The organism is Variovorax sp. 160MFSha2.1 (assembly GCF_048305075.1).
Taxonomy (GTDB): domain Bacteria; phylum Pseudomonadota; class Gammaproteobacteria; order Burkholderiales; family Burkholderiaceae_C; genus Variovorax; species Variovorax guangxiensis.
Map to the genome: position 1 here is coordinate 2,325,177 of NZ_CP157624.1, position 21,083 is coordinate 2,346,259.

The window sequence follows — 21,083 nt, forward strand, 5'->3', positions numbered from 1 at the left end:
GGCTCCATTCCGGCGGCCGCGCATTCCCTCGAATCCCGCTACCCAAGGTAACAAAACCACACATGGCTCAATACGTCTATTCGATGAACCGTGTCAGCAAGACCGTGCCGCCCAAGCGGCAGATCTTGAAAGACATTTCGCTGTCCTTCTTCCCCGGCGCCAAGATCGGCGTGCTCGGCCTGAACGGCTCGGGCAAGTCCACGCTGCTCAAGATCATGGCGGGCGTCGACAAGGAAATCGAGGGCGAGGCGCTGCCCATGCCCGGCCTGACCATCGGGTACCTGGAGCAGGAGCCCAAGCTCAACCCCGAGCACACGGTGCGCGAATCGGTCGAGGAATCGATGGGCGCCGTCAACGCCGCCAAGAAGCGCCTGGAAGAGGTCTACGAGCTGTACGCAGCCGAAGACGCCGACTTCGACGCGCTTGCGGCCGAGCAGGCCGAGCTCGAAGCCATCATCGCCACCGCCGGCACCGACTCCGAGCACCAGCTCGAGATCGCCGCCGACGCGCTGCGCCTGCCGGCCTGGGACGCCAAGATCGGCGTGCTCTCGGGCGGTGAAAAGCGCCGCGTGGCGCTGTGCCGCCTGCTGCTGAGCAAGCCCGACATGCTGCTGCTCGACGAACCGACCAACCACCTTGACGCCGAATCGGTCGAATGGCTCGAAGTGTTCCTGCAGCGCTTCCCCGGCACGGTGGTGGCCATCACCCACGACCGCTACTTCCTCGACAACGCCGCCGAGTGGATCCTCGAACTGGACCGCGGCCGCGGCATTCCATGGAAGGGCAACTACAGCACCTGGCTCGAGCAGAAGGGCGAGCGCCTGGCGCAGGAGCAAAAGAGCGAGGAAGCCCATGCCAAGGCCCTGAAGAAGGAACTCGAGTGGTCGCGCCAGAACCCGAAGGCGCGCCAGGCCAAGAGCAAATCTCGCCTGGCCCGCTTCGAGGAGCTGAGCGACGTCGAATACCAGAAGCGCAACGAAACGCAGGAAATCTTCATTCCCGTGGCCGACCGCCTGGGCAGCCAGGTGTTCGAGTTCAAGAACGTCAGCAAGTCCTTCGGCGACCGCATGCTGATCGACAACCTGAGCTTCAACGTGCCGGCCGGTGCCATCGTCGGCATCATCGGCCCGAACGGCGCCGGCAAGTCGACGCTGTTCAAGCTGCTGGCGGGCAAGGAGAAGCCGGATTCGGGCGAGGTCACCATCGGCCAGACCGTGAAGATGGCCTTCGTCGACCAGGCGCGCGACGCTCTGGCCGACCAGAAGACCGTGTGGGAAGACATCTCGGGCGGCCTCGACATCATCAACGTCGGCAAGTTCCAGATGGCCAGCCGCGCCTACGCGGGCCGCTTCAACTTCAACGGCGCCGACCAGCAGAAGAAGGTCGGCACGCTGTCGGGCGGTGAACGCGGCCGCCTGCACCTGGCCAAGACGCTGATCGCGGGCGGCAACGTGCTGCTGCTGGACGAACCGTCGAACGACCTCGACGTGGAAACCCTGCGCGCCCTGGAAGACGCGCTGCTCGAGTTCGCCGGCACGGTCATGGTGATCAGCCACGACCGCTGGTTCCTCGACCGCATCGCCACGCACATCCTCGCGGCCGAAGGCGACAGCCAGTGGACCTTCTTCGATGGCAACTACCAGGAGTACGAAGCCGACAAGAAGAAGCGCCTGGGCGAAGAGGGCGCCAAGCCCAAGCGCATGCGCTACAAAGCCCTGAAATAAGGCTCGCCCCCAGGCTGCGCGCACCTCGTGTCGCTACGCCAACCCCCTTCCGGGGGCAACACCTGCGGCCCGGCAAAGCCGGTTCCGCGGTGTTCCTCGAATGGGCTCAGATCGCTTCGGCAAGAGCGCGCGGTTCCGCAAGGGGCCGTGCGCTTTTTTCATCCTCCGCCGCGAACACGTCGCGCGCCGCGAAGAGGCCGTTGAGTGCCGCCGGAAAGCCCGCGTACACCGCCATCTGCATGATGACCTCGACCACCTCGTCGCGCGTCACGCCGACGTTCAGCGCAGCCTGGACGTGCACCTTCAGCTGCGGTGTGGCATTGCCCATGGCTGTGAGCGCGGCCACCGTCGCGATCTCGCGGGAGCGCAGGTCGAGGCCGGGGCGTGAGTAGATGTCGCCGAACGGAAACTCGATCACCAGGCGGCCGAAGTCCGGCGCGATGCCGGCCAGGCTCTCGACGACCTTGACGCCGCCTTCACCATCGATCTCACGAAGCTTGGCCAGGCCACGCGCGTAGCGTTGGCTGTCGTCTTGATCCTTGTCTTGTCGTGTGTTCGTCATTGCTCGTCTTTCCTTCCCGGGCCTTGCCCGACAGAGGGGGACGCTTCTTCGTCTTCTCGACCTCGCGGTAATGGTCGATCTTGAGCGACAGCGCCTGCATGGATTGCTGCAGCGCCACCACCTTGGCCTGAACCTCGGTGAGATGCCGTTCGAGCATCTCGCGCCGTTCGCCGACGCTGGCGTCCCCCAGGCTTCGAAGCCTGACGAAGGCCTGCATGCCCTGGATGGACATGCCGGTCTCGCGCAGGCGCAACAGGAAATCCAGCAAGTCCATGTCGGCGCTCGCATAGCGCCGCTGACCGCCCGGTGCACGGGGCACCGCCGCGATGAGCCCGATGCGCTCGTAATACCGCAGCGTGTAGGCCGTGAGACCGGTTCGTTCAGCGACTTCCGCGATGGTCAGGCTGGTTTCCATGGCGTCGATTCTCGAAATTGGAGCGCGCTCTAAGTCAAGCGCTTTGTCGAACTATTTTTGAAAAGAGGCAAAGTCGGCATCGATCCAGCCGCGCAGGCTGTTGACGAAGGCGAGGGCCTGCACGCGGGGCAGATCGTCCACGCGCACGACCGCTTCGGCAAGCTGGCCGCTGCGCAGGCGATTGGCGCGGCCGATGCCGCCGAGCAGCCCGCAGCGCAGCGGCGGAGTGACCCAGCGGCCGTCCAGCAACAGGGCGATGTTGCCACGCGTGCATTCGGTGATCTCGCCGTCGCGGTTCCACAGCAGCGTGTCGAACGCGCCGGATTCCGTGGGCGCGAGGGCTTCGTAGTGGGCGCGGCGCGTGGTCTTGAAGCGGGTGAACTCGCTATGGGCCTCGCGGAAAGGGCGCGTGGCAAGCTGCAGGCGCACGCGCGCGGGCGGCGCTTCCATCGCGAAGGCTTCGGCGCGCGGCGTGCCTTGTGCGTCGAGCAGCAGGCGCACACGCCACATGCCCGTGGCGTGCCGGGCCTTCAGATCGTCGAGGCAGGAGGAAGCCGACGCCTGGTTCCACGGGCGCTCGAAATGCGCGGCTGCGATCGCCATGCGCGCCAGATGGGCCGGTGCGTCGCGGAGTTCGCCATCCACCAGCGCGAGGGTTTCGAGCAGGTCGAACGGCGGCCCTGATGCCCGGCCCGCCCGGTCCAGAAAGGCCCGCTTGTGCCGCCATTCCTCCCACTCCGCATCGGCCCGGGCATCGGCCGTGATGCCGCTGCCGATGCCGCAGCGCGCCTGCGCGCCGCGCAATGCCACGGTGCGGATCGGCACGTTGAAGATCGCATGGCCGCCGGGCTGCACGATGCCCACCGCGCCGCAGTAAACGCCGCGCGCCTCGGGCTCCAGCTCGCGGATCATGCGCATCGCGCTCACCTTGGGCGCGCCGGTGATGGAGCCGCACGGGAACAGCGCCGCGAACGCGTCGGCCAGCGTCGTGCCTTCGCGCGCGAGGGCTTCCACGTCCGACGTCATCTGCCACACGGTAGGCAGCGCCTCGGTGTGGAAGAGGCGTGGCACGCGCACCGAGAAGGGCTTGGCCACGCGCGAGAGGTCGTTGCGGATCAGGTCCACGATCATCACGTTCTCGGCCCGCTCCTTGGGCACGGTGCGAAGCCGTCGGGCCAGCGCCTCGTCCTCGGCGGGCGTGGCGCCGCGCGGGGCCGTGCCCTTCATCGGGCGCGTCAGGATGCGTTCGCCCTGCCAGTCGAAGAAAAGCTCGGGCGACACCGACAGAAGCTGCTCCTCGCCGGTGTCGATGAAGGCGGCATAGCCGTCGGGCTGCGCCTGCCGCAGCGCCATGAACAGGGGCAGCGGCTCGCCGTGGAAGTCGGCGTGCAGCGTGGCGGTGTAGTTGAGCTGGTAGAGCTCGCCGTTGGAGATCGCTCGGTGAATGGCCTGCATGCGGCTGTCGAAGTCCGCGCGAGAGAGACCGAGCTGCCAGTCGAGCGATGGAGGAGCGTCGTTGCCCGTGGCTTCGGGCCAGGGCAGGGCTTCGTCGTGCACGCCGAACCATGCCAGCGGTCCATCCGCCGCATGCACTGCGAACGCGCGGTCGAACGCTGCCGCCGCCTCGTAGCGCAGATAGCCCACGCACCAACGCCCCTCGCGCGCCAGCGCTTCGACGGCATCGAGCACAGGCCGCACCTCGTCGGCGGTGCGCGCCGCCAGCACGCGCGACGGCTCGCCGAAACCCAGCCGCAGCCGGCCGCCGGCGCCGAGCGGCTGTGCGAAGTCGATCAGCGTGCGCAATGTCCCGGGCCGGGCCTCGTCAGGTGGCATCGTTCGCGGCGGTTTTAGGGGCCGCTTCGGTCGCGGCGCCCTGCGGCGTCCTGGCCAGCACCCGCTTGCGCACCGCGTAGATGTTGTTGCGCAGCGCATAGAGCTCGTCGGCGTACGACAGGGGCACCGCCACCTTGTTGACCACGCGGTCGAGCTGGTCGAGGTCTTCGAGCAGTTCCTTCTGCTCGCCCTTCTGTGCGTCGACCTTCGCCTCGATGTCGCGCAGCCGCGCATACCAGCGGAACACGCGCCGGCGCACGCGGAACTGGTACAGCGGCGGCACCACGCGGCTCAGCGGCAGCATCAGCACCAGCAGACCGCCGAGCACCAGCCACATGCGCTCCACGAGGTTGCTGGCCCAGAAGGGCAGGTAGCGCTGCCACACCGGCGGCGTGCCGTTGATGGCGCGGTCGCCCTCGGGGCTCACCGGCAGTTCGCTGGTGCGGGTGTTGGGAAAGTCGCGCGCGCGGTTGAACCAGCCGGCGCCGCTGTGCACCGACTGCGCCGCCTGCGCGAAGAGCTGGCGCAGCGCGGGGTGGGTCTCGTCGCGAGACAGCAGCGAGGTGGTGGCCGCGAGCAGCGACACGTCGTGCGGCGGCATGTCCTTCGACAGGTCGATCATCCCGCGCGGCAGCGTCACGGCCGAGAGGAAGGGAAAGCGCCGCGAGTAGGCGTCGGCCTGCCCGAAGTCCATGAGCTTGATCGAGTCGGAGCGCAGCAGCCTCTGCACCTGCGGCGACTGCGGCGCGGAAGACAGCACGATGGCGTCGAGGATGCCAGCTTCCAGCGCCTCGGCGGCCGAGGCCTGTTCCAGGTTCGACAGCAGCAGGTCGTCGGGCCCGAGCCTGTTGGCCTTGAGCATGCGCTCCATGATGTCCGGCAGCCCGCTGCCGGGCAGGTCGACGTTCACGCGCAGGCCGCGCAGCTGGGCGAGCGAGGTCAGCGTGGCGGTCTTTCGGTCGATCTTCTGGGCCGAGTCGGTGCGGTAGAAGAGCCAGATCGGCTCGTAGAAGAGGCTGCCCAGCGAGGTGAGGCCGGCTTCCTCGTCGGCCTTCGGGTCGGCGCTGCCCCCGCGCACGAAGCCCACGTCGGCGCCGCCGGTGCGCAGCAGCTGCAGGTTCTCGGTCGAGCCCGAGGTGGCCTTGAGCTCCACCTCGATGCCGTTGTGCCTGAGCGCCTCGGCATAGCGCTTGCCGAACTGGGCGTAGGCGCTGCCCGTTGGGCCGGTGGCCAGCGTCACGTGCTTGGGCGGCTGCGGCTGCAGCCACCAGTAGGCCGCGACCAGCAGCCCGATGACGATGAACACGATCGGCCCCGCCGAAGCGATCAGGTCGCGGATCGACAGCAGTATCAGCTTCAGGGTTCTGGGGAACGCCATGGTGATGCCTCCCGTTGTCAGCCGCGCGCCTTGCCGAGATCCGCCGCGCAGGGAATGTGCAGCTCGCCCACCGTCACCGTGCGAGCCGCGTGCACCGCGCGCAGCGTGGCGATGGCGACGGCCTCGGCGGCCATGGTGCTCAGCACCGTCATGCCGGGGGCGTCGCCCTCCAGCGGCACGCGGCCGGTAGCCAGCGCGAACAGCGTGTCGCCGTCGCTCATGGTGTGCACCGGGTTGATGGCGCGTGCCAGGCCGTCGTGCGCCACCGTGGCGAGCCGGTTGGCCTGCACCTTGGTCAGCACCGCGTCGGTGGCGATCACGCCGATGGTGGTGTTGGTGCCCGCGAGCAGCGGCTTGGGGCTCAGGCCGCGCAGCAGCGCGCGGCGGGTGTCGAGCAGCGCATTGCCGTCCTCGGTGCGCGCGCCGGCCACGGGCTGGCCGGTGTCGTGGTCGATCACGTCGCCCAGCGAGTTCACGGCAATCAGCGCGCCCACCGTGACGCCGCCCACCTTGACCGATGCGGTGCCGACGCCGCCTTTCATCGCGCGGTGCACGCCGAAGAGCTTGCCCACCAGCGCGCCGGTGCCGGCGCCCACGTTGCCCTCGGCGGGCGCTGCGGTGCTGGCGGCTTCGCAGGCCGCATAGCCGGCGGCCGCGTCGGGACGGATGCGCGCGTCGCCCATGGGCAGGTCGAACAGCACGGCGGCCGGCACGATGGGCAGGGTGCCGAAGCGCACGTCCATGCCGATGCCGCGTTCCTCCATCCAGCGCATCGCGCCTTCGGCGGACGCCAGGCCCCAGGCGCTGCCGCCCGCGAGCATCACCGCGTGCACCTGCTGCACGAGGTTGCCGGGCGAGAGCAGGTCGGTCTCGCGCGTGCCGGGCGCGGCGCCGCGAACGTCCACGCCGGCCACCGCGCCTTCGCGCGCCATGATCACGGTGCAGCCGGTGGGACGGCGGGTTTCGGTGAAATGGCCGACCTCGATGCCGGCGACGTCGGTGATGGCACCGGCGGAATGGGAGAGGAGGGAGGAAGACGGTGCTGACATGGCGGCCGATTATGAGACCGCACCCTCTACGATCGCCCTCCATGACGGTTGCAAGAAGTTTCTCTTCCCCCGGCGGGGTTCGCCACGTGGTGGTGATCGGCGCGGGCGCGGTCGGCAGCGCCACCGCCATCGAGGCACTGCGCGCGGGCCTGCGCGTGACGGTGCTGGAGCCCGGTGAGCCGGGCGGCCAGCACGCCACCAGCTACGGCAATGCTGGCTGGCTTTCGTCGCACTCGGTGGTGCCGCCCGCGCTGCCGGGCGCATGGCGCAAGGTGCCGGGCTGGCTGGCCGATCCGCTCGGCCCGCTGGCCCTGCGCTGGCGCTACCTGCCGCGCGCCTTGCCGTGGCTGCTGCGGTACCTGGCTTCAGGCTTGACCGAGGGGCGCGTGCAGCACACGGCCGACGCGCTTCGCACGCTGCTGGCCGATGCGCCTGCGCTGCATGCGCGGCTGGCAGCCGAAGCCGGCGTGCCGCAGCTCATCGAGCAGCGCGGGCTGCTGCATGCCTACCGCTCGCGCGCCGAGTTCGACGGCGACGCGCTGGGCTGGCGCGTGCGTCGCCGAACCGGCGTGCAGTGGGAGGAATGGCCGCAGGACGAACTCCGCCGCCGCGAGCCCGACCTGGATGCGCGATACACGCTCGGCATCTTCGTGCCCGAGGCCGGCCATTGCCGCGACCCGGGCCGCTACGTGGCTGCGCTGGCACGGCATGCGCTCGACGCGGGCGCCGAGCGCATTGCGGCTCGCGCGACTGGTTTCCGCATCGAGGGCGGCCGCCTGCGAGCCGTGCTCACCGATACCGGCGAGATCGCCTGCGACGCCGCCGCCATCTGCGCCGGTGCCCGCTCCGGCCCGCTGGCGGCAGCGGCCGGCTCGGCGGTGCCTCTGGAATCGGAGCGCGGCTACCACGTGGTCGTCGAAGACGCCAAGGCCGGCCCGCGCACGCCGACCATGGTGGCCGACGGCAAGCTCATCGCGCACTGGATGGACGGCGGCCTGCGCGCGGCCGGGCAGGTGGAGATCGCGGGCCTCGAAGCCGCGCCGGACTGGCGCCGTGCCGAGATCCTGCACGCGCATCTGCAATCGATGTTTCCCTCGCTTGCACGGTCCGCACCGGGAGCGACTGGCGTGAAGCACTGGCTGGGGCATCGACCGAGCCTGCCCGATGGCTTGCCCTGCATCGGGCCGGCTGCCGCGACGCCCGACATCGTGCTGGCCTTCGGCCATGGCCATGTCGGCCTGTGTGGCTCGGCGCGCACGGGGCGGCTGGCGGCGCAACTGCTCGCGGGCACCGATCCGGAGATTCCGCTGGCGCCCTTCGACCCGGCGCGCTTCCGGACGCTGGTGCCCAACTCGGCCTGCTTCAACGCAAAGGCAGTCTGATGTCGAGCCGATCCGCTTGGCCCCTGCGACGTATCGCATGCGCAGGCCGAACCCTGACGCGCCGCGGTGGGTGACCTCGCAGGACTTGAGCGCAGTCCTCTTTCGGCATCGACAGGGAGGCACTTTTACTTGTTTTCAGGGATGGGCTCGAAACGAACCTCAGCCTAGGATTGCGCCCGATCCACTGCGGATGGTTATTCGCCGATTCGGTCCCGAATACTCCACTGATCAGTGTCAGCAATCGACAATTGTTCAACCAGCCGATCAGAGAGGATGCTGAGATGGTCGATTCAGTCGTCTACGTCCCCAACAAAGAAAAGAACAACACGGCTGCAGTATGGAGGCAGTCTGGTTCCGCCAGCCACATCAAGAACGGAGAGCACGCCGAGATACAGGCATACAAGAAAGCGCCGACCGACGCGACGGTGTACATGTTCATTCAGGACGCGGCGCCGTGCGACAAGACGTGCGACCCCCACTTTCGAACGGAATCGCGCGATGGGAACAAGTCCTTCATCTTTTGCGTAACCAGAGGGGGATACGCGGTCACCCTCGATCTGGCGAATGGCGACAAGATCGCTCCCCTGCACCTGGTTGGAACGAACCGTCAAAACGAAGCGACCATGACCAAGATCGCAAAGGATGGCGGGTTCATGCTGCCGGAAGGGCATCTTCCTGCAGTCATTTACTTCCACCGGGGCTTGGTGTTTCTGGACGTCAAGCCAATCGGCTTTCCAGCCCATCCACTGCTGTTTTCCGGGTACGGCGGATGACATTTCCGGCGTTGGCTAGAGCTCGGCGTTCTCCAGTTCGGCCAAGAGGGCGCGCGTCGCACGGCTGAGAAACGCCGAGCGGCGCACCACGCACGCCACGGGCACGCGCACGTCCAGATCGTCGATGCGGATCAGCGCGAGGCTGCCCCGCGCGACTTCTTCCGCGATGCCGCTTGCCTGCAGGAAGGCGAGGCCGAATCCCGCCTCCACCAGCCGCTTCTGCGCCGTGAGGCTGTCGACCGCACTCCAGTCGATGCGCTCCACGCCCCGCACGAGGAACTGCGAAAAGATCGCCTCCGCATGCGGCTCGGTGCGCCGGGGCGGCTGCGGAAATGCCAGCCACCGCTCCTTCGAGAGCCGCACCAGCGACTTCAGACGCCTGCCCGCCAGCGGATGCGACGGCGCGCAGGCCACCACCAGCTGCTCGTTGTGGATGACCTTGCACAGCAGGTCCGGCGATGGATCTTCGTAGTAGCGCAACCCCACTGCCACGTCGCTCGCGCGCACCTTCTCGCTGACCTCGGCGCTGGTGGCCGTCTGCAGGCGGATGTCGAGGCCGGGCAGCGAGGTCCGCAGCTTCGCGAGCACCGCCGCGAGGCCTGAGCTCGCCAGAGTGCCGACGGCGGCGATGTGCACCGTTCCCGCCGCGTCGGATTTCGCGGCCTGCACGGCGGCCATCGCGTCGCCCAGCGCTGCAGCGACCTTCTCCGCATGCGGCAGCAGCGCCTCGCCCGCCTGGCTCAGCCGCAGCCCCCGGCCCACGCGCTCGAAGAGCGGGGCGTCGAGCTCCTCTTCAAGCAGCGCCAGGCGGCGGCTGATGGCCGACTGCGTGCGCGAGAGGGCGGTCGCGGCGGCCGACACGCCGCCTTGGCGGTGGACCGTCAGGAATGTGGCGAGGGCTTCCGAGTCCATGTGGCGAATCCATGCAAAGAATCGATGGGTTGAAGAAATATTATGCGTTTGACGCGCGCCACAGCGGCCGCGACGATCGGGCCTTCATCGTTCAAGCCGGAGCTGGAATGGACCCGAAGACACGCCTGGCGCGCGGCCGCGCCTTTCTCGAGCTGCACCGCGCGAATCGCGGATTCGTCATGCCCAACGCCTGGGACCCGGGCAGCGCGGTGCTGCTCGCGGCGGAGGGCTTCGAGGCGATAGGCACCACCAGCGCGGGCATCGCGTTCTCGCTGGGCAGGCCCGACTACAACGTGAGGGACTCGCGGCTCGCGGTAGGGCGCGAGGAGATGCTGGAAGTGGTCGGGAAGATCGCCGCAGCGGTCTCCATCCCCGTCAATGCCGATCTGGAAGCGGGCTACGGCGACGCGCCCGAAGATGTGGCCGACACGGTTCGCATGGCGATGGATGCAGGTGCGGCGGGCGGCAATATCGAGGACACCGACGCCGCGCACGGACGCCTGTTCGACGAGCAACTGGCCGTGGCCCGCATCGCGGCCGCCCGCGCCGCCATCGATGCGGCCGGCTGCAGCTTCGTGCTGAATGCGCGCACCGACGCGTTCCAGTTTCCAGGCAACGGCGCGCTGCGCATCGCGATCCAGCGCGCCAACCGCTTCATCGAGGCTGGCGCGGACTGCGTGTTCGTGCCCGGCGTCACCGATCCGTCGCTGGTGTCGACGCTGGCGCGCGAGATCGCGGGCCCGCTCAACATCGTGATGGGGCTGAACGAGGCGGGCGCCAGCGCCTTCAGCCTGATCGAGGCCGGCGCCAGGCGCATCAGCGTGGGCGGCTCGATCGCGCGCTCGGCCATGGCGCTCGTGCGGCGCAGCGCGCAGGAACTGCGCACGCTGGGAACGGTTTCCTACGCGAGCAGCCAGATCCCGCAGCGCGAGCTGAACTCGGTTTTCGAAGCCGCGCTGCGGGCCGGGCTCAGTTCGCCGGAGCTATCGACAGCACGGTGAGCGCGCCGTCGACCTTGTCGGCGGTGAACTGCACCTTGTCGCCGGGCTTCACCTTGCCGAGCAGCGCGGGGTCGCTCACGCGGAACACCATCGTCATGCCCGTCATTTCGAGGTTGGGAATGTCGCCGTGCTTCAGCGTGATCTTCTTCGCGTCGAGGTCGATCTTGCGCACCTCGCCCTCCACGGAGGGCAGGGCAGCCTGGGCGAAAGCCGCGGCGGCGAGCAGTGTGGCGGCGAGGGCAGTGAACAGTTTCTTCATGATGAGTTTGCTTTCCTTGTCTGAGTGGTTCGAGGATCGATTCAGCGATAGCTCTGGAAGACGCGGGTGCTGCCATCGGCCAGCACCAACAGCACGTCGTAGGGATCGCGCTGGTCGCCGTAGGCCGGGCCGTCCATGCCCGGCGAGCCGACCGGCATGCCGGGCACGGCAAGGCCGACGGCCTTGGGCTTTTCCTTCAGCAGCCGCTGCATTTCGCGCGCGGGCACATGGCCTTCGATGGCGTAGCCGCCGACGAGGCCCGTGTGGCAGGAGCCCAGCTTGGCCGGAATGCCCAGCCGGGTGCGCGCCGCCGTGTTGCCTTCGTCGTGCACACGGGTGGCGAAGCCGTTCCTGTTGAGATGCTTCACCCAGTCCTGGCAGCAGCCGCAGTTCGGGTCTTTCCAGATCTCGACCATCGGCGCGGCGGCCAGCGCTTTGGTCGCGGCGAAAGGCATGGCGGTGGAAGCCAATGCCAGCAACACGCGTCTTCTCTTCATGGGGTCTCCTTCAGGATTTGTGGCCGCCCATGGCGGCAGGCAGCACGCGGACGCGGCCCGCCATGCCGAGCTCGTAGTGGTCTTTCACGAGGCAGGCGAAGTCGAAGTCGCCGGCGCGGTTGAAGGTCCAGACCATGCTGCCGGTCTTGCCGGCGGGCACGTGGACCATCCATGGATCGTCGTGCTCCATGTCCGGAAACTTCTTCATCATGGCCGCGTGGGCCTCGATCTCGGCGGTGGTGCCGAGCACCAGCTCGTGCAGCTCCTTGCCGCGGTTCTTCAAGCGCAGGCGGACGGTGTCGCCCTCGCGCACCTCGATGACCGAGGGCGTGAAGCTCATGTCGTCGGCCATCGCGATGTCGATGGTGCGCTTCACCGCGCTGCTCTTGCCGGCGATGCCCCAGGGCTTCTGCTCGGGCGCGAGTTCGGCGGCGCCCTTCGGCCTGGGTTTGTTGTGGGCCTCGTGCGCGAACGAGGCGCTGGCGAGTGCCGCGAGCGCAAGGCCCGCGACGATGGACTTGAGTTGTGTCTTTTTCATGAGGTGAGCTCCGTGAGAAAGGAGGACGAAAGAGCGAGAGGTCAGTGGTTGTGCGCGTCGTGCCCCGAGGGCTTGCGCACGGTCGCGTCGGGCTTGGCGCCCGTCGGCGAGGCCGGGGCTTCCTTGCGGGTCGCCGGCGGCACGTTCGCGCCCTTCACCTCGCGCGCGACGGTGCCCGGCGGGTGCCTGAACCAGCCCGGGTCGCGGTAGTCGCCCGGCTTCTGGTCGCGCCGCACCTTCAGCAGCGTGAACATGCCGCCCATCTCGGCCGAACCGAAGGGGCCGGTGCCGGTCATCATCGGCACGGTGTTGTCGGGAATGGGCATCTCCATCTCGCCCATGTCCGCCATGCCCTTGTCACCCATCACCATGTAGTCGGGCACGAGCTTTTTTATCTTCTCGGCCACGCCCTTGTGGTCGACGCCGATCATGGTGGGCACGTCGTGGCCCATCGGGCCCATGGTGTGGTGCGACTTGTGGCAGTGCATGGCCCAGTCGCCTTCCTCGTCGGCGATGAACTCCAGCTGCCGCATCTGGCCCACCGCCACGTCCACCGACACCTCGGGCCAGCGCGCGGTGCGCGGCACGGGGCCGCCGTCGGTGCCGGTCACCTCGAACTCGTGGCCGTGGATGTGAATCGGGTGATTGGTCATCGTCAGGTTGCCCACGCGGATGCGCACGCGGTCGCCCTTGCGGACGTTGAGCGTGTCGATGCCCGGGAACACGCGGCTGTTGAAGCTCCAGATGTTGAAGTCGGTCATGGTGTTGACCTTGGGCGTGGCGCTGCCGGGCTCCACGTCGAAGCTGCCGAGCAGGAAGCAGAAGTCGCGCTGCACCGGCTCGATCAGTGGATGGCTTTCCTTCGGGTGCGTCACCCAGAAGCCCATCATTCCCATCGCCATCTGCACCATCTCGTCGGCGTGCGGGTGGTACATGAAGGTGCCGGGCCGGCGCGCGGTGAACTCGTAGACGAAGGTCTTGCCCGGCGGAATGTGCGGCTGCGTGATGCCGCCCACGCCGTCCATGCCGTTGGGCAGGCGCTGGCCGTGCCAGTGCACGGTGGTGTGTTCGGGCAGCTTGTTGGTGACGAAGATGCGCACGCGGTCGCCCTCGACCACCTCGATGGTCGGCCCGGGCGACTGGCCGTTGTAGCCCCACATGTTGACCTTGAAGCCCGGCGCCATCTCGCGCACCACCGGCTCGGCGACGAGGTGGAATTCCTTGACCCCGGCGTTCATGCGCCAGGGCAGCGTCCAGCCGTTGAGCGTGACGACAGGGTTGTAGGGGCGGCCGTTGGGCGGCGAGAGCGGTGGCGCGGTGGCGGTGGAGCCCTGTGACACCGGCTCGGGCAGCGCGGCCATCGACACGCGGCTCACGCCGGTAGCGGCGACGGCCGTGGCCGCGCCCGCGAAGAAGTTGCGGCGGTTCATGTCAGTGGCCTCCCGTTGCCGGTGCCTCTGCTGCCGAAGCGCTCTGCAGCGCTGGCATGCCGGCGGGAGAACTGCCCGTGAGCACCAGCTGCAGGTCGGTATCCGCGATCCAGAAATCGCGCTGCGCCTCGATGCCCGCGTTCACCGCGAGCATGCTGGCGCGCGTTTCGCCCAGCAGCTCCCACACGCTGGCGAGCATGCCGTTGTAGCGCAGCACCATTTCCTCATTGACCTTCCTGCGCAGCGGCAGCACCTCGTCGCGGTAGCGGCGCGCCAGCGCATAGGCCGTGTTCCAGCCCTGCCACGCCTCTCGCGCCTCGCTCGCTGCGAGCACGCCCACGTCGCGCACGCGGGCTGCCGACTGCAGGTACAGCGCTTCGGCGCGGCCGTTGCGCGACTGGCCCCAGTCGAAGATGGGAATCGGCAGCTCCAGGTCGAAGCCGCGCTGGGTCTTCTTCGTGCGGTCGGCGTCGTTGTCGAAGGTGGTGTTGCGCACCACGCCGATCTCCAGCGCGTTGATGACGCTGGTGGCGTGCGTGAGGCCGAGCGAGCCGGCCACAGCGTTGTTCTGCGCCTGTGCAGAGCGCACGTCCAGGCGGTCGCGCAGCGCCCGCGCCTGCACGTCGCCGAGTTCCGGCGCGGCCTTCGGCAGCGGCGGCAGGCGGTCGGGCAGGGTGTAGCTCGCGGCGCGTTCGCCACCCAGGCCCATCAGGCGCGTGAGCTGCTCGCGCGAGGCGACGGCGGCCTGCTCGGCGCGCGCCAGCTGCGCTGCGGCATCGGCCAGCAGAAGCTGCTCGCGCGTGCGCTGCAGCGCGCTCCAGTTGCCGACCTGGGCCATGCGGTGAGCGAGCTCGGCGCCGGCTTCGGCGGCTTCCTTCGCGTCGCGCAGATAGGTCACGCCCTGTTGTGCGGCCACTGCGCGAACCCAGGCGCGGCGCGTGTCGGCCGCGAGCATCAGCACGCTCTGCGCGGCCTGCAGCTTGGCGGCCTCGTGCCGCTGGCCGGCCCACCGGGCCTGCCATGGCAGCGTGACGAGGCCCAGCACGTTGAAGCTGAGCATCCGCTCGAATTCGCGCTCGCTGCCCTGTGCAAGACGACTGAAGGAGAGCACCGGGTTCGGCAGGCTCGCGGCCTGCACGCGGTCGGCATCGCTGAGCTGCAGGGTGGCGAAGGCGTCCTGCACGCGCGGGCCGTTGATGAGCGCGATGCGCACCGCGGACTCGACGTCCAGCGGTTTGGCCAGCAGCGCATCGACGCTCTTCTGCGAAGCCTCGTCGGGCGTACGCTGGGCGGTGGCGCCCGCCATGAGCGGGTTGCCCGACACCAGCGCCTGCACGTCGGCGCTGCCGCCGTCGGGCGAGAGGCTGGCGCAGCCGGCGAGCACCAGCGCGGCGGCCAGTGCGGCGCCGGTCCTGATGATTCTGATGGATGGGAGCCGGGGCGGGCGCGCTTCGCTACGCCTGCGATGGCCACGGGTGCCGGCAGCCTGCCGGCGAATGAGGGAATTCACTTTCGATCTCCATGAGCAATACGACGGACGCCGCGAGCCGGAACAACGGGCTCACTGCGGACGGACTACGGGCTGGGAGATCAGGAAATGGGCGGCTTCAGGCCCTGGACGGGCTCCGCGCTGACGAAGCGGGCCGCGTGGACCGCGGGCGACGCCTGGGGCGCGCCGTGAACGATGGCGACCAGCGGCATGCCGCCGAGCGCCACCGTGTGGCAGACCTGGCAGGCGACGCAGGTGCCGCAGCCTTGGTGGTCGTTGTGGCTGGTGTTGCTGCTGCCGTCGTCATGGCTGCTGCCGTGGGCAGACATGGCCATCGCGATGTCGCCGCCTGCATCGGCATCCATCGCCTCGTGGCAATGGGCTTCGGCCGCTGCTGAGGCCACGGTAGCGGCCTCCATGGCCGCCGGCAGCGAATGCCGCACCATCTCGACCGCCATGGCATCGCCCAGCCAGCCGCGGATGGGCAGCAGGACGATCATGATGGCGAGCAACAGGGTGCGCATGGGGCGAGATGATAAACCGGCGGATCGGCACGCCGGTCAAGACACCAGTTGGCCGCGGGCCTTGTCGACCCACACCTGAAGGTTGTCGAGCAGGTCCTTCTGGCTGAACGAGCAGCTTTCCTCGCTGAAGAGCGCGCTCGACTCCAGCCGGTCGAGCAGGCCGAGCAGCACCTCGCCGTAGCGCGGGGGCAGGGTGCCCAGCAGTTCGGTACTGGCGCGGGCCTCGTCCGACAGCGTGGTGACGGAGCCGCCTTCGTTGTTGCGCAAGGCCGCGACGCGCGCGGCGATGGCGTCGAGCTGCTGCAGCGCGGCGCTCACGATGCGTTCTTTCCGGGAGGCGGCAGCGAGAGGCCGCGTTCGCGCATCAGGTCGCGCAGGATGTCGGGGTAGTCGGTGATGATGCCGTCGGCGCCCCAGTCCATCAGCCGCTGCATGTCGGCGCGCTGGTTCACCGTCCAGGGAAGCACCTTCAGGCCGAGCTTGTGGGCCTCGCGAATGACCTCGGGCGTGAGGTCGGCGAAGGCCGGCGACCAGATCACCGGCCCCGGCGCGTTGGCCGACGCGGCCCTGACCATCTGCGGCACCGAGGCGAAGCTGGCCGCGTCGAGGCCGTCGGTCCAGCGCTTGTCCTTCAGCGTGCGGGCCGTTGTGAGATAGGCGCGCGGCAGCTGCGGCGCGAGCTTGCCCACCAGCGTGAGCGTGCGCCAGTCGAAGCTCTGGATGGTCACGCGGCCGGCCATGTTCGCCTTGTCGATCTCGGCGAGCAGCGCGCGCACCATCGGCTCGGGCGCGGCGGTTTCGTCGGGCTTCGACGGGTCGATCTTGGTCTCGATGTTGAAGCGCACCGTGGCGGCATCCGCGCCGCGAGCCTGCACTTGCGCGAAGAGCGAGGCCAGCGTGGGAATGCGCTCGCCGTCGCGCGGAGCCTGCAGCGCGAACAGCTTGCCGTAGTTGCTTGCCGGGTTGATGCGCCCCACGTCGTAGGTCTGCAGCTGTGCCAGCGTGAGCGTGCGGATGGGCGCGCCGCTCTTCGGCGCGAGCCATGCGCCGCTCGCGTCGCGCGTGTGGTCGGGGTTGAGCGAGGTGTCGTGCGAGATCACGACCACGCCATCGGCCGTGAGCCCGATGTCCAGCTCCAGCGTGGTCACGCCCATGTCGACTGCGTTGGAGAACGCGGCCAGCGTGTTCTCGGGCGCCAGTCCGCGTCCGCCGCGATGGGCTTCGAGGTCGAAATGCTGCCTGGCCGTGGGCATGATGGCCGAGCAGCCGGCCAGGAGCAGCGCCGAGGCCAGGAGGGTGTATTTCATTTGAGCTGTACCTTGATGCCGTTGTCCTGCACGGTGATGTCGCCGATCTCGTAGGTCTTGCGCCCCACGGTGAGCTCGTCGGCCGTGAAGCTGCGCAGCACCTGCCCCTGCAGCAGCTCCTGCGCGACCACCGCGCCCACCTTCTGCAGCCGCTCCGCGTCGCGGCCCTCGATGCCCTGCAGCTCCAGGCGCTCGGCCTTGGGCTGGTCCAGCCGCAGCGCGCGCGCCGTGGCGTCGTACCGCAGGGCGCTGCTGACCGACACCACGCCCTGCACTGGCGAAGCCGCGAGCAGCGGGCTCGCGATGGTCAGCGTGGCGGTGATGGCGGCGCGATTGGCCTTCGAATCCAGGCCCAGCTGCGGATCGCGCAGGCCGACCATGAAGATCTCGGCATAGCGCTCTGCCATCGGAAAGCGCTTGGCGATCTGCGTCTGCAGCTCGTCGCGGCTGGCGGTGTATTCGCTCGTGAAGAAGTTGAAACCGGCCAGCGCCGCGAAGGGCGCCTGCAGCGCCGTGGCGCCCAGCAGCGCACGCAGCACCCGGCGGCGGGAGTTGGGGGGCGGGTTGCGGTGGTTCATAGGGCTCCGAGCTTGCCACAGGCGGGAAGTTTCCCGGTGTCGGGCGGCGCGCCGATGGCCTGTACCTGCATCTCGTAGCGGGCGAAGGCCCGCTCGCCCTTGTGGATTTCGCTGTGCAGCGAAAAACCGAAGCGCTCGTACAGCGAGCGCAGCGGCGTCCGGTCGGCCACGCAGTCGAGCCGCAGCCAAGGTCGGCCCAGTTGCGCCGCGCGTTCGCGCGCGAACTCCAGCAGCCGCACCGAAACGCCATGCCCCGCCCAGGCCCGGCTCACCGCGAGCTTGTGCACGTAGAGCGCGCTGCCGCTTTCCATCTCGGGCCAGAAGCCCGGGTCCTCGAGGTCGATCCGCACCACGCCGGCCACGTCAGTGCCTGCGCGGGCGATGAAGTAGCCGCCGGCATCGGTGTCGCGCTGCACGCGCTCCAGGCCGACGTCGGCAGCCGACCACAGCGGCCGGCCCTCGGCGGCGATCCATTTGGCGGCTTCGTTCAGCACGGCGGCGACTGTGGCGGCCTCGTCGGGCCTGGCTTGTTCGATCTGCATCGGGGGCAGAGCATAGCGGTGCGAGACCTCAGCCATGCCGGACGACGTCGAAGCCTTCCTCCGGCGACGGCGCGGCGAAGTGGCTGCCGATCAGGTCGAACTGCGCGTCCGTCGTCTCGAAGGGATGCATGCCGCTCGCGTTGCGCGCGCGCAGGCGGGCCTTGCAGACCTCGTCGGGCACGTCGAGAAAGTGCAGCACGTGCGCCGTGCCCGCAGCCTCGAAGATGCCGCGCATCCACTGGCGGCTGGCCACCGTGTTGGCGGGAAAGTCGAGCACCACCGAAACGCCCGCGCCGAGCAGCGCCACCACATGCTCCGCCATCGCCTTCTTCAGCCGGCCCGCGCGGCGCACGTAGTCGGGCAGTTCGTGGATCTCGCCGGGGTACAGCGCGGCCAGCCATGTGTCCTCGCTGATCAGCACCGTGGAGGGCGCTTCGGCGAGCTGCCGCGTGAGCGTGGACTTGCCGGCGCCGATCTTGCCGCAGACCATGTGGAGCACGGGGCGGGGGAGTGGTGTCATTTCGATCTCCTGGAGGGGTGGAAGAAAGATGCCCCAGGAAACGAAAAACCCGCCTCGTGGGACGGGTTGCATGGCGTGTACCTGTTGTCGTTCGAAGTGCCGCGCGCTAACCCACCGTCTTCCGGATGGGTCGAATAATGGACGTGATACGCAGGCAGGCCATGGGCCGAGGATAACCCGGCCGGTTTCGATTCAGTCGTGCAGCGAAGACAGGAACTGCTTCAGCTCCGCCGTCCGCGGATTGCCGAACAGCTCCGCCGGAGGCCCCATCTCGTGCACGCGGCCCTGGTGCATGAAGATCACGCGGTCGCTGACCTTGCGCGCGAAGCTCATCTCGTGCGTGACCATCAGCAGCGTCATGCCCTCGTCGGCCAGCGATTCCACCACGCGCAGCACCTCGCCCACCAGCTCGGGGTCGAGCGCGGACGTGATCTCGTCGCACAGCAGCACGGCCGGCTCCATCGCCAGCGCGCGGGCGATGGCCACGCGCTGCTGCTGGCCGCCGGAGAGCTGGTCGGGCATGGCATCGAATTTCTCGGCCAGGCCCACGCGAGCGAGCAGCTTGCGCGCCTGCGAGGCGGCTTCGAGGCTGGTGCGCTTCTTCACCAGCGTGGGCGCGAGCATCACGTTCTTGCCGACCGTGAGGTGCGGAAACAGGTTGAAGCCCTGGAAGATCATGCCCACGCGCTGGCGCAGCTCGCGCATGGCCATGGCGCTCTCGTGCAGCAACGGTTTGCCGTCCACCGTGAGCGAGCCTTCCTGGAACACCTCCAGCCCATTGATGCAACGAAGCAGCGTGCTCTTGCCCGAGCCGCTCTTGCCGATGATGGCGATCACCTCGCCGCGCTTTACTTCGAGGTCGATGCCCTTGAGCACCTCGTTGGTGCCGTACGACTTGCGCAGCGCCGTGATGCGCACGATGGGAGAGCCCGCCACGGTGGCGGGCTGTTGTTGGGGTTCAAGCACGGCGGCCATGGGATTTCCTCTCGAGGTTCTTGGCGTACAGGCTCACCGGGAAGCACAGCACGAAATAAAGCAGGGCCACGCAGCTGAACACCACGAAGGGCTTGAAGGTGGCGTTCGAAATCATGCTGCCGGCCTTGGTGAGTTCGACGAAGCCGATCACCGAGGCCAGCGCGGTGCCCTTGATCACCTGCACCAGGAAGCCCACCGTGGGCGCGATGGCGATCTTCACCGCCTGCGGCAGGATCACGTGGCGCAGCTGCTCGCCGAAGCTCAGCGCGAGGCTGCCCGAGGCCTCCCACTGGCCCTTCGGTATCGAGGCCACGCAGCCACGCCAGATCTCGGTGAGGAAGGCGCTGGTGTAGAGCGTGAGCGCAACGCTCGCGGCGGTCCACGCCGAGACGTCCACGCCGAAGAGCGCGATGCCGAAGTAGGCCAGGAAGAGCTGCATCAGCAGCGGCGTGCCCTGGAAGAGCTGCACGTAAAGGCCCACGGCCCGGCCGATCGCCTTGCCGCCGCGCAGCCGCAAAAAGAGCAGCAGCGCACCCACGATGCCGCCGCCTATGAAGGCGATGAGCGAGAGCACGACAGTCCAGCGCAGTGCCAGCAGCAGGTTGCGCAGGATGTCCCAAAGTGAAAAGTCAGCCATGGTCGTGAAAGTGCCCGTGTTCGCTCAGCGTCCGAAGAAGAACTTCGGCCCCGCCCAGTCGAGCAGCCGCCGCAGCGCCACCGACAGCGCCAGGTAGATCAGCGTGGCGACGATGAAGGCCTCGAAGGCCCGGAAGTTGCGGCTCTGGATGAGGTTGGCCGCGTAGCTCAGCTCCTCGGTGGAGATCTGCCCGCACACGGCAGAGCCCAGCATCACGATGACGATCTGGCTCACCATCGCGGGCCACACCTTCTTGAGCGCCGGCGGCAGCACCACGCGCAGGAACACCTGCGACTTGCTGAGCGCCAGGCTCACGGCCGCCTCGATCTGCCCCTTGGGCGTGGCCTCGATGCCGGCGCGGATGATCTCGGTGGAGTAGGCGCCCAGGTTCAGCACCATCGCGATCACCGAGGCCACCTCCGGCGTGAGCTTGACGCCCGCGGCCGGCAGCCCGAAGAAGATGAAGAACAGCTGCACGATGAAGGGCGTGTTGCGGATCAGCTCCACGTACGTGCCCACGATGGCGCGCAGCCACTTCGGGCCGTCGGCGCGCGCCCACGCGCAGAAGGTGCCCACGATCATGCCCAGCACGGTGCCGACGGCGGTCAGGCCGATGGTCCACGCCACGCCGCGCAGCAGCAGCGGCCACTCGGAGAGCACCGCAGCAAAGTCAAACTCGATGTTCATAAGTCAGTCTTCTCTTCGTGGAACGCCGCGGAACCGGCTTTGCCGGGCCGCAGGCGTTGCCCCCGGCGAGG

The 21,083-nt window shown here is 68.6% G+C and carries 24 protein-coding genes; 4 read left to right on the forward strand and 20 right to left on the reverse strand.

Annotated elements, in window-relative coordinates; genetic code table 11:
* The first annotated feature begins 62 nt into the window (after window positions 1-62).
* Window positions 63-1,724, forward strand: coding sequence for an energy-dependent translational throttle protein EttA (ettA, locus tag ABL838_RS10275; protein WP_126024130.1), 1,662 nt, complete (start codon window positions 63-65; stop codon window positions 1,722-1,724).
* Window positions 1,725-1,830: 106 nt separating this feature from the next.
* Here ettA and ABL838_RS10280 read toward each other — a convergent pair whose 3' ends face one another.
* From ABL838_RS10280 to ABL838_RS10300, 5 genes are read right to left on the reverse strand one after another with little or no spacing between them, the layout of a single operon-like run.
* Window positions 1,831-2,286: a carboxymuconolactone decarboxylase family protein gene (locus ABL838_RS10280; protein WP_184636132.1), complete on the reverse strand. Its 456-nt coding sequence runs from the start codon at window positions 2,284-2,286 to the stop codon at window positions 1,831-1,833.
* Complete coding sequence (locus ABL838_RS10285; RefSeq protein ID WP_418125236.1) at window positions 2,213-2,701, reverse strand: MerR family transcriptional regulator; 489 nt, start codon at window positions 2,699-2,701, stop codon at window positions 2,213-2,215. Before ABL838_RS10285 ends, ABL838_RS10280 begins: the two co-directional genes overlap by 74 nt.
* A gap of 51 nt (window positions 2,702-2,752) precedes the next feature.
* Window positions 2,753-4,534: an aminodeoxychorismate synthase component I gene (pabB, locus tag ABL838_RS10290; RefSeq protein ID WP_418125237.1), complete on the reverse strand. Its 1,782-nt coding sequence runs from the start codon at window positions 4,532-4,534 to the stop codon at window positions 2,753-2,755.
* The gene (locus ABL838_RS10295) at window positions 4,524-5,912 is read right to left on the reverse strand and encodes a TAXI family TRAP transporter solute-binding subunit (protein WP_418125238.1); all 1,389 of its coding nucleotides are present in this window, start codon (window positions 5,910-5,912) and stop codon (window positions 4,524-4,526) included. Before ABL838_RS10295 ends, pabB begins: the two co-directional genes overlap by 11 nt.
* 17 nt (window positions 5,913-5,929) lie before the next feature.
* Window positions 5,930-6,961, reverse strand: coding sequence for a P1 family peptidase (locus ABL838_RS10300; RefSeq protein ID WP_184636140.1), 1,032 nt, complete (start codon window positions 6,959-6,961; stop codon window positions 5,930-5,932).
* 41 nt (window positions 6,962-7,002) lie between these two features.
* Between ABL838_RS10300 and ABL838_RS10305 the strand changes: the two genes are divergently transcribed.
* Both ABL838_RS10305 and ABL838_RS10310 read left to right on the forward strand, forming a co-directional pair.
* On the forward strand, window positions 7,003-8,343 hold the full coding sequence (locus ABL838_RS10305; RefSeq protein ID WP_418125239.1) for an NAD(P)/FAD-dependent oxidoreductase: 1,341 nt from the start codon (window positions 7,003-7,005) through the stop codon (window positions 8,341-8,343).
* Window positions 8,344-8,624: 281 nt separating this feature from the next.
* Complete coding sequence (locus tag ABL838_RS10310; protein WP_418125240.1) at window positions 8,625-9,116, forward strand: hypothetical protein; 492 nt, start codon at window positions 8,625-8,627, stop codon at window positions 9,114-9,116.
* Between the two features lie 15 nt (window positions 9,117-9,131).
* On the opposite strand, the gene ABL838_RS10315 is transcribed toward ABL838_RS10310, so the two are convergent.
* The gene (locus tag ABL838_RS10315) at window positions 9,132-10,028 is read right to left on the reverse strand and encodes a LysR family transcriptional regulator (RefSeq protein WP_418125241.1); all 897 of its coding nucleotides are present in this window, start codon (window positions 10,026-10,028) and stop codon (window positions 9,132-9,134) included.
* Between the two features lie 107 nt (window positions 10,029-10,135).
* On the opposite strand from ABL838_RS10315, the gene ABL838_RS10320 reads away from it, so the two are divergent.
* Entirely contained in the window at window positions 10,136-11,029 is an 894-nt protein-coding gene (locus ABL838_RS10320) for an isocitrate lyase/PEP mutase family protein (RefSeq protein WP_418125242.1), read from the forward strand.
* Here ABL838_RS10320 and ABL838_RS10325 read toward each other — a convergent pair.
* The 14 genes from ABL838_RS10325 to ABL838_RS10390 all read right to left on the reverse strand — a co-directional run bounded on the left by ABL838_RS10325 (window position 10,998) and on the right by ABL838_RS10390 (window position 21,012).
* Window positions 10,998-11,288, reverse strand: a complete 291-nt coding sequence (locus ABL838_RS10325) for a copper-binding protein (RefSeq protein WP_418125243.1) — start codon at window positions 11,286-11,288, stop codon at window positions 10,998-11,000. The genes ABL838_RS10320 and ABL838_RS10325 overlap by 32 nt on opposite strands.
* Before the next feature lie 41 nt (window positions 11,289-11,329).
* Window positions 11,330-11,785, reverse strand: coding sequence for a DUF411 domain-containing protein (locus ABL838_RS10330; RefSeq protein WP_418125244.1), 456 nt, complete (start codon window positions 11,783-11,785; stop codon window positions 11,330-11,332).
* 10 nt (window positions 11,786-11,795) lie between these two features.
* Window positions 11,796-12,323, reverse strand: coding sequence for a cupredoxin domain-containing protein (locus tag ABL838_RS10335; RefSeq protein ID WP_418125245.1), 528 nt, complete (start codon window positions 12,321-12,323; stop codon window positions 11,796-11,798).
* 41 nt (window positions 12,324-12,364) lie between these two features.
* A complete protein-coding gene (locus ABL838_RS10340; protein ID WP_418125246.1) occupies window positions 12,365-13,753 on the reverse strand; it encodes a multicopper oxidase family protein in 1,389 nt (462 codons plus the stop codon).
* 1 nt (window position 13,754) lies between these two features.
* Window positions 13,755-15,263 carry a TolC family protein gene (locus tag ABL838_RS10345; protein ID WP_418125247.1) on the reverse strand — a complete coding sequence of 503 codons (1,509 nt, stop codon included), beginning with the start codon at window positions 15,261-15,263 and terminating at the stop codon, window positions 13,755-13,757.
* Between the two features lie 80 nt (window positions 15,264-15,343).
* On the reverse strand, window positions 15,344-15,766 hold the full coding sequence (locus ABL838_RS10350) for a DUF2946 family protein (protein WP_418125248.1): 423 nt from the start codon (window positions 15,764-15,766) through the stop codon (window positions 15,344-15,346).
* Window positions 15,767-15,802: 36 nt separating this feature from the next.
* Window positions 15,803-16,084 (reverse strand): hypothetical protein, encoded by a 282-nt coding sequence (locus ABL838_RS10355; protein ID WP_418125249.1) that lies wholly within the window; start codon window positions 16,082-16,084, stop codon window positions 15,803-15,805.
* Window positions 16,081-17,073, reverse strand: a complete 993-nt coding sequence (locus ABL838_RS10360; protein WP_418119799.1) for a glycerophosphodiester phosphodiesterase — start codon at window positions 17,071-17,073, stop codon at window positions 16,081-16,083. Before ABL838_RS10360 ends, ABL838_RS10355 begins: the two co-directional genes overlap by 4 nt.
* The gene (locus ABL838_RS10365) at window positions 17,070-17,651 is read right to left on the reverse strand and encodes a DUF1439 domain-containing protein (RefSeq protein ID WP_418125250.1); all 582 of its coding nucleotides are present in this window, start codon (window positions 17,649-17,651) and stop codon (window positions 17,070-17,072) included. The genes ABL838_RS10360 and ABL838_RS10365 overlap by 4 nt, the downstream gene beginning before the upstream one ends.
* Window positions 17,648-18,193 carry a GNAT family N-acetyltransferase gene (locus ABL838_RS10370; protein ID WP_418125251.1) on the reverse strand — a complete coding sequence of 182 codons (546 nt, stop codon included), beginning with the start codon at window positions 18,191-18,193 and terminating at the stop codon, window positions 17,648-17,650. The genes ABL838_RS10365 and ABL838_RS10370 overlap by 4 nt, the downstream gene beginning before the upstream one ends.
* Before the next feature lie 28 nt (window positions 18,194-18,221).
* A complete protein-coding gene (locus ABL838_RS10375; protein ID WP_418125252.1) occupies window positions 18,222-18,713 on the reverse strand; it encodes an AAA family ATPase in 492 nt (163 codons plus the stop codon).
* Between the two features lie 192 nt (window positions 18,714-18,905).
* Complete coding sequence (locus tag ABL838_RS10380; protein ID WP_126024150.1) at window positions 18,906-19,688, reverse strand: amino acid ABC transporter ATP-binding protein; 783 nt, start codon at window positions 19,686-19,688, stop codon at window positions 18,906-18,908.
* A complete protein-coding gene (locus ABL838_RS10385) occupies window positions 19,672-20,325 on the reverse strand; it encodes an amino acid ABC transporter permease (protein WP_019654918.1) in 654 nt (217 codons plus the stop codon). The genes ABL838_RS10380 and ABL838_RS10385 overlap by 17 nt, the downstream gene beginning before the upstream one ends.
* Window positions 20,326-20,349: 24 nt before the next feature.
* A complete protein-coding gene (locus ABL838_RS10390; protein ID WP_126024151.1) occupies window positions 20,350-21,012 on the reverse strand; it encodes an amino acid ABC transporter permease in 663 nt (220 codons plus the stop codon).
* Between the last annotated feature and the right edge of the window lie 71 nt (window positions 21,013-21,083).